The organism is Spirulina sp. 06S082, from assembly GCF_034932145.1.
Taxonomy (GTDB): Bacteria; Cyanobacteriota; Cyanobacteriia; order Cyanobacteriales; family Spirulinaceae; genus CCY15215.
In genome coordinates, this window is record NZ_JAYGHV010000129.1 from 14,935 (window position 1) to 30,270 (window position 15,336).

Here is a 15,336-nt window from a genome sequence, read left to right on the forward strand (position 1 = left end):
TCGTGAATTGTTGCCTTTTGCCTAAGCTGTTCAGCATCTAAACGACATCATCAAGAATCCCAGAAACCGGGTAGTGCGAGCATCTTGCTCGCTAGAGATACGTCCTTTAAATGCGTCTTAGCTTACTACCTATTCCTATCCCCCACTCTCGTCTCCAGAAAAGCTGAATATAAAAGGAAAGCAATTCCTATGTTAATAAAAGTGTCGGCCAAATTGAATACAGGAAATTGAATCCAGCGAAAATCGAGAAAATCAACGACGTGACTGTAGAGAAAACGACAGACCCCATTCCCGATCGCCCCTGATAAGATTAACCCATAGCCAAGTTGTTCGGGGAGTCTCATACGGACACCAAACCAAGCCAAAGCCATGAGTCCTAAACTAACAATAAGGGACAGCCAGCGCAGCCAGCCAGCCCCTCCCAGAAAAAGACTAAAAGCGGCTCCGGTGTTTACCACATAGGTAAAATGGAAGATTCCGGGCAGAATAGGCATAGTCTCGCCAAGATTGGCAAAGCTATTCATCACCCAATATTTACTTAGTTGGTCTAAGGTAAGGCCGATCAGGGCAGCGATCCAGAAGAAAAGATTTTTACGCAAATTGTTGCGTTGCGATGCCATAGGTTTGTCGTTTATATGGGGGCAATGTCCATTATCCTATTCTTCTACGAAATCGGCGATCGCGAATTGAGAAGAAGTTAGAAAATCCTTTCAGAAAAGCCTTAAGGCATAAGCCACAAAGCTAAATTCTTGATATAAATTTTAATATCTTGTATCGCTTGGGGATTATTTTTGAGTCGATCTCCAGGGGGTTCGTCTACAAAACTGGGACAGCCGCGATCGCAGTCAAAATTATAATCAACAAAGTGGTGAAAAGTAGATTGTGCTACAACTCTTCCCAACTTATTTCCAGCTTCGTCTTGTGTCGATGGCGTTGAGATCGCACTTTTCATCTCGTCAATGTCTGTACTTGATGATTTGGTACAATGGATTGATATTCTCTTTCCGAGAAAGGATAAGATTCCTGCGGCCATTCAGCCGTCATATTGCACAATAAACGAGACTGGAGGGGTGTTGGTGCAGGGTTAATTCTTTCAACATGGACGTGAACGAGATCGGGCTTCTCTCGGCAAATTCCTAGAGTATCTGTGGCTAAATATCTCGGACAATAGCCAACAATATGATGGTCTTTTGTACAGAGTAATAGAGCCTGAGAATCGTAGGAGTTTTGAAATTCATTAGCCAAGTATAGTTGTTCATTGGGCTGCAATAAATTAATGCGATCTCTCGAACATTGGGGAATATGTCTTAAACCATGAGCAAAAAAATGAATGTGAAACAACCCATTTTCATCAGGTTTGGGACAAGGAAAAATTTCAAAAGTATCTGTGGCTTTGCGTCCACCACTGCGAGAAAAAATAGCAATCGGATCGTCGCGATCTCGGGGAATATTCAGTGATTGAATATAATCGTTATAATCTGGACGAGAAGGACGCATTAAACGATTGGCAAAGGGAGGAAACAGTTCAATTGATTTATATTCTTTGGTTAGTTCTGGGAAGGAGTGTAAAAGCGAAAAATTAGCTTCGCGCTGGGCATTGCGAGCGCCTTCAATATAAACAAATTTATATAACTCTCCATCAAAAGTCAATCGACCAATGGGAAACCAAGAACGGCTTTGGGGATCTTGCCAAGCTAAAAATAGTGTAGAGATCGTCATTTACAATAACTCCAGCAGCTTTGTTTGATTGATTTCCAGTATTTTACAAGCGAATTCAATAGCAATGGGGGTGATTCTATTTGGGGGTATTTGCTCAAACAATTCTAGGGTATTCGCGGCTGAAATGATTGCTAAACGCTCCAACCAAATACGAGCCGCTTTAGAACTAAATTCTGTCGCTTTACGGAAAGCATCAAATGTTTTTAGTGGTTTGCTATCGCTAATTTTAGCATACAAGCAAGATTTGCATTTATCCGTATAGGCTTCTATAGAAAAGCCTCTATCCTTTGTTGTTAGCCTTTCCTGTCGTTTGCTATCCGATTCATTGCGACCGAGACTGGAAGCATGGTCGTAGGTTGGGGCTAAATAGTTTTGCTGTCCCACACGAATAAAAGCCCAGTTTTCGTGATGGCGATCGCTATTGCCAATCCAAGCATCTAACATTAAGTAACCGATAAAAACATCGGCTGCAGTTTCAATTCCTTCGGGTAGTGTCCAATCAGAAGGTGATTTTACAGATGGATCGCCAATAACTTGAAAAACATTATCGAGGGTATGCTGGGATGGAGCTTTTACGTTTTTGGGATAGTCTGGTATGAGTTTGAAAAGCACATCATTACCCAAATCGAGCCTTCCCATTTCTGGTCGAAAAGAAGGAGAAATAATACCTCGCGAACCATTAAATGTGGCTAACTCATAATCGGCATGAGGTAAACTCAAAAGTTGACATAATTCTGCTGCTACTTTCTCCGACCAATCCTCACCTGTATTTGGACGTGCTTTTTTGTATAGGCACAGTCTCTCATTGCGATCGCGAAACCAGAATTTCTCTTTTGTCCCCATTTCCTCCCATTCTTCCGGAGCATCTAGGGAAGGTATCTCAATAATAGGAAATAGTATTGACACAAATTTCAATCAATAATTTTAATATTTATTGAGGAGTAAGCCATAAAGCCACATTTGTGATATAAGTTTGAATATCTTGTAAGGCTTGGGGATTATTTTTGAGTCGAACTCCAGGGGGTTCGTCTACAAAACTGGGACAGCCGCGATCGCAGTCAAAATTATAATCAACAAAGTGGTGAAAAGTAGATTGTGCTACAACTCTTCCCAATTTATTTCCAGCTTCGTCTTGTATCGATTCTGCTGCAACAACTAAATTAAAAGAACGTCCGCTTATTTTACTCTTTCCTGTTGCAATAACTCGGGCGTAATTGGTGCTGCGATCGGGAACACCCACACCCCCTTCATGAGGATGCGAGGGAAAATATTTAATTGTTTCTCCCGTGTCGGGATTTTGTAACAGTTCGTGAATGGGCGCGATCGCGGTAATTTCTTGATAGTCGCCATTGCATCCTGAATGATAGTTAGGAAAAGAAATATAGGTCGTTTCCGTATCATCAGGACAACAGCGAGAATCATCGGGGTCTTGTTGTTGCGTGTGAAAATAATGATAGCATCCTATTTCTGGTAAAGCACACATAGAAATGCCCATATCTTGATGATCTCGCGTGCTTAAAATACCGCCACCTTGTTGATGAAAATGAATAATTCCTTGGCTATCTTTAGCGCTTAAACCTCCCCCGACATCCAAAGCAAATAACCAGAGTTGATCGAAGCGATCGCGATCTAAATTGCTCAGGATGGGATCGTCTCCATTGCGATCGGGTTCGCGATCGCGTGCTGTGATTTCGCATAAAGGATTCCCTTGACTATCTTTTAGAGAACCTAAATAATCTCGCAAAATAGAAAAACGCGCGATCGTCCAGTCATCTTCTTCTGTCTTTAAAAGCGTTGTTTGTAAGAGGATACGAATAGGCATATTACATTTTGACAAACGTCGCTGGTGTTAACAAGTTACATAATCGGCTTCTAACTCTTCGTTTTTCGATCTTGGAGGCGAGACCCGGTGAACAAGGAGAAGGAGAACAAACTAAAACCTACTATCAACTTTGTCTGCAACTTTGTCAAGAAATTAGCCGCACCGATGCAATGGCGAAAGTTTTATTAGAGATGGCAAAATTGGCAGAAGCAGAAGGGGATATTCATGAGGCGATCGCCTTTGCCAATCGCGCTGAAACCATTGCCACAAGAGAACATTTAAACATCTGCGATCGCGCTGCTTGTTTGCGAGAAACACTCCGACAAAAACAACAGCTAAAAACAAATAGATATAGTCAATGTAGTCTAGTTTACAGACATAATTGAGAAAACGCGATCGCGAAAACTTAAGAAAACTTTAGTTTGTTTTAAGATTTAGGAAAAACCTGAAAGGGTTGTTAAGATATCCAGTAACCTCAAGCAAGTGCTTCAAGCGAGTGCTTTCATAGAAGGCGTGTATGTATAAATCTCGTCTAACTCTTAACAGCAACCCGAGGAAAATTTACTTATGGCAAAAGAGAAAGAAACAGTCCCCAGTTCTCTAATTACCCTAACCATAGGGTTAGCCGTAGCGGGGATCAGCCTCTGGTACGGTCAAAATAATGGGTTATTCCCAGAGCAAGTTTCCGAACAAGCTCCTCTAGTTGATAATCTCTTCAACCTCATGACGATCATTGGTACGGCACTCTTTTTGATTGTCGAAGGTGCGATTATTTTTGCCGTGGTCAAATTCCGACATCGTGAGGGAGATGAAACCGATGCTACTTATGTTGAGGGAAATTTGCCCTTAGAAATTTTTTGGACGGCAATTCCTACCTTCATCGTCATAGGTTTGGGGATTTATAGCGTACAGGTGTATAACGAAATGGGAGGATTTGACACCGTAGGTCAAGTGGCGCACCATCACCAAGGTCAGGCAGTAGAAGTTGCAAATATGCCCCTCGGTCGCATGAACTCCTTACTGGCTGTGGATGCAGAAGGAAATTCCCAGTACGGGATCGGCGCTACTCCCGTTGAAGGACTGCAACCCCCAGATTTAAGCGTTGATGTCATGGGAGTACAATACGCTTGGATTTTCAACTATCCCAATATGGGCATTGTTTCGGGAGAACTTCATGTCCCCGTGGGAACGGATGTACAACTGAATATTGCTGCCCAAGATGTAATTCATTCCCTTTGGTTGCCGGATTTTCGCATTAAACAAGATGCTATTCCAGGACAAAAATCGCAATTGCGGTTTGTTGCCACGAAAACCGGAAGTTATGCCATTGTTTGTGCCGAACTTTGCGGCGCTTATCACGGGTCCATGCGGACGCAGATTGTCGTTCACGACCCCGAGGAGTTTACAAGCTGGGTCGAGGAAAATCAAATTGCCCAAAACCCAGATTTAGAGCAAACCATTGCGGTTAATTCTCGCGAATTAAGCGATCGCGAATTTATGTCTCCCTATGCGGAAAGACTGGGCATTGATGCCGACAGTTTAGCCCACTTAGCCCACCACGAAGGCTAAATGATGATGAGGGATGAATTTTTTTCCCTACTCTTCCACTCCCCTAATAATTATTTATGGCACAAGCACAAATCCCTCTCAATAGCCCCCCCTCGCCTCCCGCAGAGACAAATGGACATCAGCATCCCGAGGCGTGGAAGTGGTATCACTATTTCGGCTATAACACCGATCACAAAGTCATCGGTATTCAATACATCGTCCTCTCTTTTACCTTCTATCTCATTGCGGGAATGATGGCGATGTTTATGCGGGCAGAATTGTACACCGCCGAATCAGATTTCCTCGATCCCAATGTTTATAATGCCCTGTTGACCAATCACGGCACGATGATGATCTTTTTCTGGGTCGTCCCCGTGGCTATTGGTGGTTTTGGCAATTATCTCATTCCCTTGATGGTGGGTGCCAAGGATATGGCCTTTCCCAACCTGAATGCGATCGCCTTTTGGGTCAATCCTCCCGCCGGATTATTACTGATGGCGAGTTTATTCTTTGGCGGTTCTCAAACCGGGTGGACCGCTTATCCTCCCTTGAGTTTGATTACCAATAACACCGCCCAGAGTTTGTGGATTTTGTCGATTATTTTGGTGGGAAGTTCCTCAATTATGGGGGCGTTAAATTTCCTCGTCACTATCTACAAACTAAAAATCCCCGATATGCGGTGGAATGAATTGCCTCTCTTTATTTGGGCAATGATGGCGACTTCTATTCTCGCCCTCCTTTCTACTCCAGTATTGGCGATCGGCTTGATTTTGCTACTGTTTGATATTAACTTCGGTACCGGCTTTTTCCGCCCGGAAATGGGGGGAAATGTCGTGGTTTACCAGCACTTATTCTGGTTTTATTCTCACCCCGCCGTTTACTTGATGATTCTGCCGATTTTCGGCGTGATGTCGGAGATTATTTCCACTCACTCTCGCAAGCCGATTTTTGGCTATCTCGCGATCGCCTACTCCAGTTTGGCGATTTGTTTTGTGGGCTTATTTGTTTGGGTTCACCATATGTTCTCCAGTGGTACCCCAGCATGGATGCGGATGTTCTTTGCCATCTCCACTTTTATCGTCGCCGTACCAACGGGAGTAAAGATTTTTAGTTGGGTGGCAACTCTTTGGGGCGGCAAAATTCGCCTGCGATCGCCTCTCTTATTTGCCGTGGGATTATTGGCCATGTTCGTCTTTGGGGGACTCAGTGGCATCACCCTCGGCGCAGTTCCTTTCGATCTCCACGTCCACGATACTTACTACGTGGTCGCGCATTTCCACTATGTTCTCTTTGGCGGTTCTGTCTTTGGGGTTTACGCCGGAATTTATCACTGGTTCCCAAAAATGACCGGACGGATGTACAACGAAACCTTGGGACGCATTCACTTTGTGATGACTCTCATCGGGACTTTAATTACCTTTACTCCCATGCACTCCCTCGGTTTGCAGGGAATGCCTCGACGGGTGGCCATGTACGATCCCAAGTTTGAGTTTATCAATCAGATTTGTACTTACGGCGCAATTCTGTTGGGACTTTCGGTGATTCCTTTCATCATTAACATGGCTTGGAGTTGGCGCTATGGGGAAAAAGCTGGGCGCAACCCCTGGCGATCGCTGACTTTGGAATGGCAAACCACTTCTCCCCCGGCGATCGAAAACTTTGACGAAGAACCTATTGTTTGGGCAGGACCCTACGATTATGGTATCGATACGCAAAGTTTTGAGGTCGTTCCTTCTGTGGAAGAAATGTTACAAGAAGTTTCTCGGGAAGTGAAGTAACATCAACTTTAAGGGGGCGCAAGGGGCGCAATGCTTGCGCCCCTACAGTTGGATTTCTGGGTAGGGGCGTATTGCATACGCCCGTATTGCATACTCTCGACATTGCAAATCAAAATACAAAATCAATGTTAGGGATAAATATCTGGTAGCCTAGCAAAAATCAATTTATCAGTTTCGAGGACTATGTACGAAAAAATCACTCCTCCTTCCGTTGGTTCTCGCATTACCTTCTCAGAGGGTAAACCCATTGTTCCCGACGATCCCATTATCCCTTTTATTCGCGGCGATGGTACGGGAGTTGACATCTGGCCAGCGACGCAAATGGTTCTCGATGCGGCGATCGCTAAGGCTTATGAGAAAAAACGGCAAGTTCATTGGTTCAAGATTTATGCTGGAGATGAAGCCTGCGATCGATACGGGACATTTCAATATTTGCCGGAAGATACCTTAAAGGCGATCGCCGAGTATGGTATTGCCATCAAAGGACCCCTCACAACCCCTGTAGGAGGCGGAATTCGCTCTCTAAATGTGGCGTTGCGGCAAATCAACGATCTTTATGCCTGCGTGCGTCCCTGCCGCTATTACAAGGGAACGCCTTCTCCTCACAAAACCCCCGAAAAGCTAGATATTATTGTCTATCGGGAGAATACAGAAGATATTTATTTGGGCATTGAGTGGCGAGAAGGCACGGAAATGGCTCAAAAGATTATTAAATATCTCAATGAAGAGTTAATTCCCGCGACTCCAGAACATGGTAAAAAGCAAATTCGCCTTGACTCGGGAATTGGCATTAAACCCATTAGCAAAACCGGATCTCAACGGCTGATCCGTCGGGCGATCGCCAATGCCTTGCGCCTTCCTAAAGAGAAACAGCAAGTCACTTTGGTGCATAAGGGCAATATTATGAAGTACACCGAAGGAGCATTTCGGGACTGGGGTTACGAACTGGTCAAGAGTGAATTTCGCGCTGAGTGTATCATCGAACGGGAATCCTGGATTTTGAGCAATAAGGAGAAAAATCCCGATATTTCCGTTGAGGAAAATGCCCGCACGATCGATCCGGGTTACGATACCCTTACCCCAGAGAAACAGCAGGAGATTTGTCAAGAAGTCGAAACAGTTCTTAATGAACTTTGGGACAGTCACGGGGAGGGAAAATGGCAGGAAAAAATCATGGTCAACGATCGCATTGCCGATAGCATTTTCCAACAAATCCAGACCCGTCCCGATGAGTATTCGATTTTAGCGACAATGAACTTAAATGGGGACTATCTTTCCGATGCGGCTGCGGCGATCGTCGGTGGCTTGGGCATGGGTCCCGGTGCTAATATCGGGGACACTTGTGCTATTTTCGAGGCCACCCACGGCACGGCACCCAAACACGCAGGATTAGACCGGATCAATCCAGGATCGGTTATCCTTTCCGGGGTGATGATGCTAGAGTTTATGGGCTGGCAAGAAGCGGCAGATTTGATTAAGAAGGGACTTGGGGCGGCGATCGCCAAAGGTCAAGTCACTTACGATCTAGCACGATTGATGGAACCTAAAGTTGAGACACCGTTGAAGTGTTCTGAATTTGCTCAGGCAATTATCAGTCATTTCTAGGCACGATCTCAGGGATTCGATCCCCCTATATCAAAATAGCTAAGACTTGACAAAATTCCCATTATCTGAATTTACAGTATTGAGATAGAGGGAATTAAAAAACTAACCTCAAACCTGCGCTACACAATATTTGTGTAGCGTTTTTGCTGTCCAATCTCGTTTTTTATCTATTTGGTTTTAGTTATGGTTATCATAAAAACTATTGACTTTACATTATGATCGAAGGATTGTATTATCTAAAGTTAATGAGAGATTTGATTAAATTAACTAATCAAACAGCCGCAAAGCGTCTCGACTTTAAATACACCGATTACATCCATCTGAAGGGAATTATGTCTGATTTTCCTCATGTCTCGCGACGTAAATTTTTAGCAACTGCTGGTGCAACTGCCGCTACCTCGATCTTACTGAAAGGCTGTTTGGGCAACCCTCCCGAACCGAGTAGCAACTCCGAAACTAGCGGTGACTCCAAAGTTGCCACCGATATCGATATCAGCCCCGAACAAATGCCTGAAACCCCCAAGGTTAAACTGGGTTACATTCCCATCGTGGAAGCAGCAGCCTTGGTCATTGCCAAAGAAAAGGGCTTTTTTGCCAAATACGGCATGACGGAAGTGGAACTCTCCAAACAGGCGAACTGGGCAGCAGCGCGAGATAACGTCACCATTGGTTCTGAAGGGGGCGGTATCGATGGCGGTCAATGGCAAATGCCCATGCCTCACTTAATTAGCGAAGGAATTATTACGAATGGGCAAAAAATTCCCATGTATGTCCTCGCTCAATTAAATACTCAGGGCAACGGTATTGCGATCGCGGGCATTCATCAAGGTAAAGGAGTCAGTCTCGACCTTTCGGGGGCTGCCGATTATATTAAAGGCTTCCCCGCCAACGAAGGACGCAAATTTAAAGCCGCCCACACCTTCCCCAACGTCAACCAAGATTTTTGGATTCGTTACTGGTTTGCTGCGGGGGGAGTCAACCCCGATACAGATATCGATCTCCTCGCTGTCCCTCCCGCCGAGACGGTGCAAGGAATGCGGAATGGCACGATGGATGCGTTCAGTACGGGGGATCCTTGGCCCTATCGTATTATCGCCGAAGACATCGGACACATGGCCGCCCTCACCAGCCAAATTTGGAAATTTCACCCGGAAGAATACCTTGCTATTCGGGGCGACTGGGTAGATGCTAACCCCAAAGCCACCAAAGCCATTCTCAAAGCCTTAATGGAGGCGCAACAATGGTGCGATAAAGATGCCAATCGTCCCGAACTCGTTAAGTTAGTTTCCGGGCGCAGCTACTTTAATGTTCCTCCAGAAATCCTCGAACCGCCTTACAAAGGGCAGTACAAAATGGGAGATGGGAAAGCGGAAATCGATGACAAAATGATGGGTCCTCTCTATTGGAAAGACGGTATTGGCAATGTTTCCTATCCTTACAAGAGTCACGATCTCTGGTTCTTAACGGAAACTCTGCGGTGGGGTTTCCATCGGGATAAAATTAGTGATTTTGATACCGTCAATCGCATCATCAATGAAGTCAACAGGGAAGACCTCTGGCGAGAAGCAGCCAAGGAAGCGGGTTTTGATGCCGATATTCCCGAAAGTACCTCTCGCGGGGTCGAAACCTTCTTTGATGGTGTCACCTTCGATCCCGAAAATCCGGAAGGTTACTTAGATAGCTTAAAAATCAAAAAAGTTTAATGGCAATTCGCAGTTCATCATAGGAGAGTTATGACCACGAGCATAAAATCGCGTAGTTCAACGGCTGCCCCCAACTTTCTCATTCAATTTTGGCAAAAGCAGGCTCCTAATATTCTGCCCCCCGCAATTGGAATTTTGAGTTTCTTAGCGATCTGGCAATTGATTTCCATGTCGGGTTTATCTCGCATTCCCGGTCCTTTGAGTCTCTGGACGGACGATCGCACTCGAACATTGTTGTTGTATCCTTTCTACGATCGCGGTGGTTTGGATAAGGGCTTATTTTGGCAAACTGTTGCCAGTTTAATTCGGGTAGCACAAGGTTACTTTCTCGCGGCTTTTGTGGGCATCAGCGTGGGGGTTATTGTTGGCACAAATCCTCTCATTAATAAAGCCCTCGATCCTATTTTTCAATTCTTGCGAATGGTGGCTCCTTTAGCTTGGGTTCCCATCGCCCTCGTTGCCCTACAACAAAACCAACCTGCCGCTATTTTCGTCATTTTTATTACTTCGGTTTGGCCGATTTTAATTAACACGGCGGAAGGAGTGCGACAGATTCCCGATGACTATAATAATGTCGCCAAAGTCTTGCAACTTTCGCGAAAAGAGTATTATCTCAATATTCTTTTTCCTTCCGCTTTACCCTACATTTTCACAGGGTTGAGAATTGCGATCGGCTTGGCATGGTTGGCAATTATTGCAGCAGAAATTGTCATGTCGGGGATTGTCGGTATCGGCTTTTTCATCTGGGATGCTTATCAGCAAAACTACATCAGTGAAATTCTCTTAGCCGTGATTTACATCGGTGCCGTGGGCTTACTTCTCGATCGCGCGATCGCTTATTTACAGCATCTGATCGTTCCCGCAGAACAAAAATAAAACAGAAAAAATAGTGATTGTTGGTTATTCGTAAGACCGATTACTCAATAACCAACAACCAATAACCAATAACCAATAAAAAAGGAGGTATTATGGGCGTTCTCGTCTCAGTTGAAAATATCGAAAAGGCATTTCCCTTAGTCGATGGCGGTCAATACATTGCTTTAAAAGGTATTGATTTAGAAATTAAAAAAGGTGAATTTGTCTCTCTCATCGGCCACTCGGGTTGCGGTAAATCCACCTTATTAAATATGGTGGCAGGGTTGGATTTACCCACCAATGGGTTAGTAACTTTAGAAGGACAGCGCGTTAAAGAACCCGGCCCCGATCGCATGGTGGTGTTTCAAAATTACTCTCTTCTCCCTTGGCGCACGGTGCGAGATAATATTGCCTTGGCGGTGAATGCGGTTATGAAAGATGCCCCCGCCCCAGACCGTAAAGCCTTAATCGAAGAGCATATCGATATGGTAGGATTGCGCCCAGCCGCCAATCGCTATCCGGGGCAACTTTCGGGAGGAATGAAACAACGGGTGGCGATCGCCCGCGCCCTCGCCCTGCGTCCAAAATTATTGTTACTCGATGAACCTTTTGGAGCCTTGGATGCCTTGACGCGGGGGAATTTGCAGGAACAATTAATGCGAATTTGCGAGGAAAATGAGATTAGTGCTTTAATGGTGACTCACGATGTGGATGAAGCGGTTTTACTCTCCGATCGCATTGTCATGTTAACCAACGGGCCAGAATCGAAAATCGGGCAAATTCTCGATGTTGATATCCCTCGCCCCCGCAAACGCATGGAAGTAGTGGAACATCCCAGTTATTACAGCCTGCGATCGGAAATTATTTACTTCCTCAACCAACAAAAACGCATCAAAAAATTACGGGCGAAAAAGACCACCGCGATCGCCCGTCATGGTTTGGAAAAGGTGAATTTAGAAATCGGTTTTGTTCCCCTCACCGCTTGCGCCCCCATCGCCGTGGCCCAAGAAAAAGGCTTTTTTGCCAAACACGGCCTCGAGGAAGTCTCCCTCGTCCGGGAAACCAGTTGGCGGGGTATTGTCGATGGCATGGCTGGAAAGTACCTGGATGCCGCCCAAATGCCCGCAGGAATGCCCTTATGGATGACCCTCGGGGGGGATGGTGCCAAACCCGTCCCCGTGGTCAGTGGGCTAACTATGACCCGTAACGGCAATGGGATCACCCTCGATCGCCGTTTCTACGACCAAGGGGTGCGGAGTGCGGAAGACTTTCAGAAATATTTACAGCAAACCCGCGATCGCACCCATACCTTGGGCATGGTTCACCCCTCATCCTTGCATAACCTCCTCCTGCGTTATTGGTTGGCGGCCTATCAAATTGACCCCGATCGCGATGTTAATCTGCAAACTATTCCCCCCGCCCAAATGGTGGTGGATCTGCAAGGGGGAACCATTGACGGCTATTGCGTGGGGGAACCTTGGAACTTACGTGCCGCGATCGAAGGAGTGGGCTTTACCATTGCCACAGACCTCGAAATCTGGGACGGTCATCCCGGTAAAGTTTTAGGGGTGCGAGAAGATTGGGCTAATGCTTATCCCAATACTCACATCGCTTTAGTGAAAGCCCTCTTAGAAGCCTGTCGCTATTGTGCCGACGAAAACAACGAGTTAGAAATTCGGCAGATTTTGGCGCAACGGCAATATGTCAGCACCAATCTTGACTATATCCAATTGGGCAACCCCAACCAAGCCTTTTGCGATGTGGAACAACCCATGCGGGAGTACGCCCACCACCTCTTTTTTAGCGAGTCCGCCAACCGCCCCAGCCGTACCGAACACCTCTGGATTATGACACAATTGGCTCGCTGGGGACATACTCCCTTCCCCCGTAACTGGATGGAGATTCTCGAACGTATCTGTAAAGTGGGTGTTTTCAGTACCGCCGCCCGAGAGTTGGGACTTTTGGATATGAAGTATAACCGCATCCCCATTAAACTGTTTGACGGCACCGTTTTCGATCCCGAAGATCCCATCACCTATCTCAACGAACTTGCTATCAAGCAGGATTTCTCCATTGCTGAAGTGGTTTTAGATGATGATTCTCGGGCTTCTGTCAACCTTGCTGCTTAGTTTTGTTCTCTATTCCTTTTGTTCGCAATTATGATTTCTCAATCCTCGACTGTTCAAAACAACCCATCCGACGCGATCGCTTTTCACAAAAGCAACGCCGTTTCCTCTCAATCACCTCTTTTAAGTCTAGAAAATGTTGTCAAGCAATACGGCAGTTACACCGTTCTGCAAAACATTAATTTAACCGTACAACAGGGAGAATTTATCTGTTTGATCGGTCACTCTGGCTGCGGTAAATCCACTCTGTTAAATATGGTGTCGGGGTTTCAGCAACCGACGGCTGGAAGCGTTTTGCTAGAAGGCCAACCCATTCAAGGACCTGGCCCCGATCGCATGGTGGTCTTCCAAAATTACGCTCTTTTACCTTGGCGGACGGTGTTCGATAATGTTTATTTGGCGGTGAATGCGGTCTATCCTCACAAACCCCTCAAGGAAAAACGGGCGATCGTGCGGGAGCATCTCGCTTTAGTGGGGTTATCTGATGCGGCGGATAAAAAACCCCCACAAATTTCCGGGGGGATGAAACAACGAGTTAGTATCGCCCGCGCTTTGGCTATTCGTCCCCAAGTGCTGATTCTCGATGAGCCTTTTGGAGCCTTAGATGCTATCACTAAAGAGGAGTTACAAGAGGAATTATTGACCATTTGGAACGAACATCGTTGTACGGTGTTGATGATTACCCACGATATCGACGAGGCGCTGTTTTTAGCCGATCGCTTGGTGATGATGACCAACGGACCGGCGGCCACTATTGGGGAAATTATGCAGATTCCTTTTGAGCGTCCCCGCGATCGCGTGCAAATTATGGAAGACCCAAAATATTATCAACTCCGCAACTACGCTTTAGAGTTCCTCTACGACCGATTTGCCCACGATGATGTTGCTTAAAATGTAACACGATCATGACTCAAAAATGGATTGAAAGTTGGGGAAATATCTTTTCCCTAACTGCTTTCTTCTTTCCTCGATACTGACTCGCACCTTTCTTTTTTTGATGATGTTATTAACCAAGCCTCGCGCTGTCGTGAAACAATTCAAGTCTATTACATTTCATCAATTGCAGGTATTTGAAGCGGCTGCTCGGCATGGTAATTTTACCAGAGCGGCGGAAGAACTTTTACTAACTCAGCCTACTGTCTCTATTCAAATTAAACAGCTTTCTAAAGTTATTGGTTTTCCGTTATTTAAACAAATTGGCAAAAATATTTATCTGACCGAAGCCGGACAAGAACTCTTAACAATCGCGAGAGAAACTTTTCAGAAGTTTGAGAAATTGGAATTAAAAATTGCCGATCTCAAAGACTTTAAATCTGCACAATTAAACTTAGGTGTTGTCACAACGGCCAAATATGTAATTTCCCATATTTTACAGGCATTTTGCCAAAAATATCCCAATGTTAATATTTCTCTCACTGTGGCTTCTCAAGAAGAATTATTTGAGCGCATGATGAGCGATCGCGACGATCTATATCTACTCAGACAACCCCTAGAAAAAATCTCTATTCCTCATTATCCTTTTGTAGAAAATCCGTTGGTGGCGATCGCCCGTCAGGATCATCGTTTAACTGGAAAAAAACAAATTACATTAGAGCAACTGGCTCGAGAATCCCTGATTTTACCAGAACCGAGTTCGCCAATGCGGGAAGCAGTCGAAAGATTATTTGTAAAATATAAGATTCCCCTACAAGTTAAATTGGAATTGGGAAATAATGAAGCAATTAAAGAGGCGATCGCCCTTGGGTTAGGAATTTCTATTGTTTCTTTACACGCGATCGGATTAAATGAATTAAAAACATCTTTTACTCTCCTTGATGTCAAACATTTTCCCATTATTCAGCACTGGGCGATCGCTTATTCTCCTTCTCCTTCTCTCTCGACGATCGCTCACACCTTTTTTGAATTTTTACAAGCAGAAGGAAAACAGGTGATTGAAAAAACGAGTCTCGCTAAGTTATCGATTATGTGAGATTATGATTTTGTATTTCCTGAAATAATTCGACAAAATCCTTAGAGAGTAATTAGCGATGAGAGAATGAGATTTATTGAAGAGTGTGAACTACCGCTATCGAATCAAAGATTACGATAGCGGCTTCCCTTTTCACTGGGGATCGCGCTAGACAGAACCGAAGTTCTACCACCTCGTCTTATATCCCCTCCCAGGGCAGTAGAGCTAGTTC

Annotated in this window: 13 protein-coding genes and 1 pseudogene; 9 read left to right on the forward strand and 5 right to left on the reverse strand. The window is 45.1% G+C overall.

Annotation, left to right across the window (positions count from 1 at the left end; genetic code table 11):
- Window positions 1-125: 125 nt before the first annotated feature.
- The 5 genes and pseudogenes from lspA to VB714_RS08790 all read right to left on the reverse strand — a co-directional run bounded on the left by lspA (window position 126) and on the right by VB714_RS08790 (window position 3,541).
- The gene (gene lspA / locus VB714_RS08770; protein WP_323223205.1) at window positions 126-620 is read right to left on the reverse strand and encodes a signal peptidase II; all 495 of its coding nucleotides are present in this window, start codon (window positions 618-620) and stop codon (window positions 126-128) included.
- A gap of 101 nt (window positions 621-721) precedes the next feature.
- Window positions 722-928: pseudogene (locus VB714_RS08775) on the reverse strand (hypothetical protein); the annotation flags it as partial.
- A gap of 20 nt (window positions 929-948) precedes the next feature.
- Window positions 949-1,719 (reverse strand): HIRAN domain-containing protein, encoded by a 771-nt coding sequence (locus VB714_RS08780; protein WP_323223208.1) that lies wholly within the window; start codon window positions 1,717-1,719, stop codon window positions 949-951.
- Window positions 1,720-2,625: a hypothetical protein gene (locus VB714_RS08785; protein ID WP_323223210.1), complete on the reverse strand. Its 906-nt coding sequence runs from the start codon at window positions 2,623-2,625 to the stop codon at window positions 1,720-1,722.
- Window positions 2,626-2,650: 25 nt separating this feature from the next.
- Window positions 2,651-3,541 carry a hypothetical protein gene (locus VB714_RS08790; protein ID WP_323223212.1) on the reverse strand — a complete coding sequence of 297 codons (891 nt, stop codon included), beginning with the start codon at window positions 3,539-3,541 and terminating at the stop codon, window positions 2,651-2,653.
- A gap of 71 nt (window positions 3,542-3,612) precedes the next feature.
- Here VB714_RS08790 and VB714_RS08795 point away from each other — a divergent pair, with 71 nt between their 5' ends.
- From VB714_RS08795 to VB714_RS08835, 9 genes are all read left to right on the forward strand, one after another.
- Window positions 3,613-3,927 (forward strand): hypothetical protein, encoded by a 315-nt coding sequence (locus VB714_RS08795; protein WP_323223214.1) that lies wholly within the window; start codon window positions 3,613-3,615, stop codon window positions 3,925-3,927.
- A gap of 181 nt (window positions 3,928-4,108) precedes the next feature.
- Window positions 4,109-5,110 carry a cytochrome c oxidase subunit II gene (locus VB714_RS08800; protein WP_323223216.1) on the forward strand — a complete coding sequence of 334 codons (1,002 nt, stop codon included), beginning with the start codon at window positions 4,109-4,111 and terminating at the stop codon, window positions 5,108-5,110.
- 56 nt (window positions 5,111-5,166) lie between these two features.
- Window positions 5,167-6,867 (forward strand): cytochrome c oxidase subunit I, encoded by a 1,701-nt coding sequence (gene ctaD / locus VB714_RS08805; RefSeq protein ID WP_323223218.1) that lies wholly within the window; start codon window positions 5,167-5,169, stop codon window positions 6,865-6,867.
- A gap of 183 nt (window positions 6,868-7,050) precedes the next feature.
- On the forward strand, window positions 7,051-8,472 hold the full coding sequence (locus VB714_RS08810; RefSeq protein ID WP_323223220.1) for an NADP-dependent isocitrate dehydrogenase: 1,422 nt from the start codon (window positions 7,051-7,053) through the stop codon (window positions 8,470-8,472).
- 332 nt (window positions 8,473-8,804) lie between these two features.
- Window positions 8,805-10,175, forward strand: coding sequence for a CmpA/NrtA family ABC transporter substrate-binding protein (locus VB714_RS08815; RefSeq protein WP_323223222.1), 1,371 nt, complete (start codon window positions 8,805-8,807; stop codon window positions 10,173-10,175).
- 30 nt (window positions 10,176-10,205) lie between these two features.
- Window positions 10,206-11,051 (forward strand): nitrate ABC transporter permease, encoded by an 846-nt coding sequence (gene ntrB, locus VB714_RS08820; RefSeq protein WP_323223224.1) that lies wholly within the window; start codon window positions 10,206-10,208, stop codon window positions 11,049-11,051.
- Window positions 11,052-11,143: 92 nt separating this feature from the next.
- Window positions 11,144-13,159, forward strand: a complete 2,016-nt coding sequence (locus VB714_RS08825; RefSeq protein WP_323223226.1) for a nitrate ABC transporter ATP-binding protein — start codon at window positions 11,144-11,146, stop codon at window positions 13,157-13,159.
- A 30-nt stretch (window positions 13,160-13,189) separates the two neighbouring features.
- Window positions 13,190-14,047 (forward strand): nitrate ABC transporter ATP-binding protein, encoded by an 858-nt coding sequence (locus VB714_RS08830; protein WP_323223228.1) that lies wholly within the window; start codon window positions 13,190-13,192, stop codon window positions 14,045-14,047.
- A gap of 106 nt (window positions 14,048-14,153) precedes the next feature.
- The gene (locus tag VB714_RS08835; RefSeq protein WP_323223230.1) at window positions 14,154-15,125 is read left to right on the forward strand and encodes a LysR substrate-binding domain-containing protein; all 972 of its coding nucleotides are present in this window, start codon (window positions 14,154-14,156) and stop codon (window positions 15,123-15,125) included.
- Window positions 15,126-15,336 lie beyond the last annotated feature (211 nt).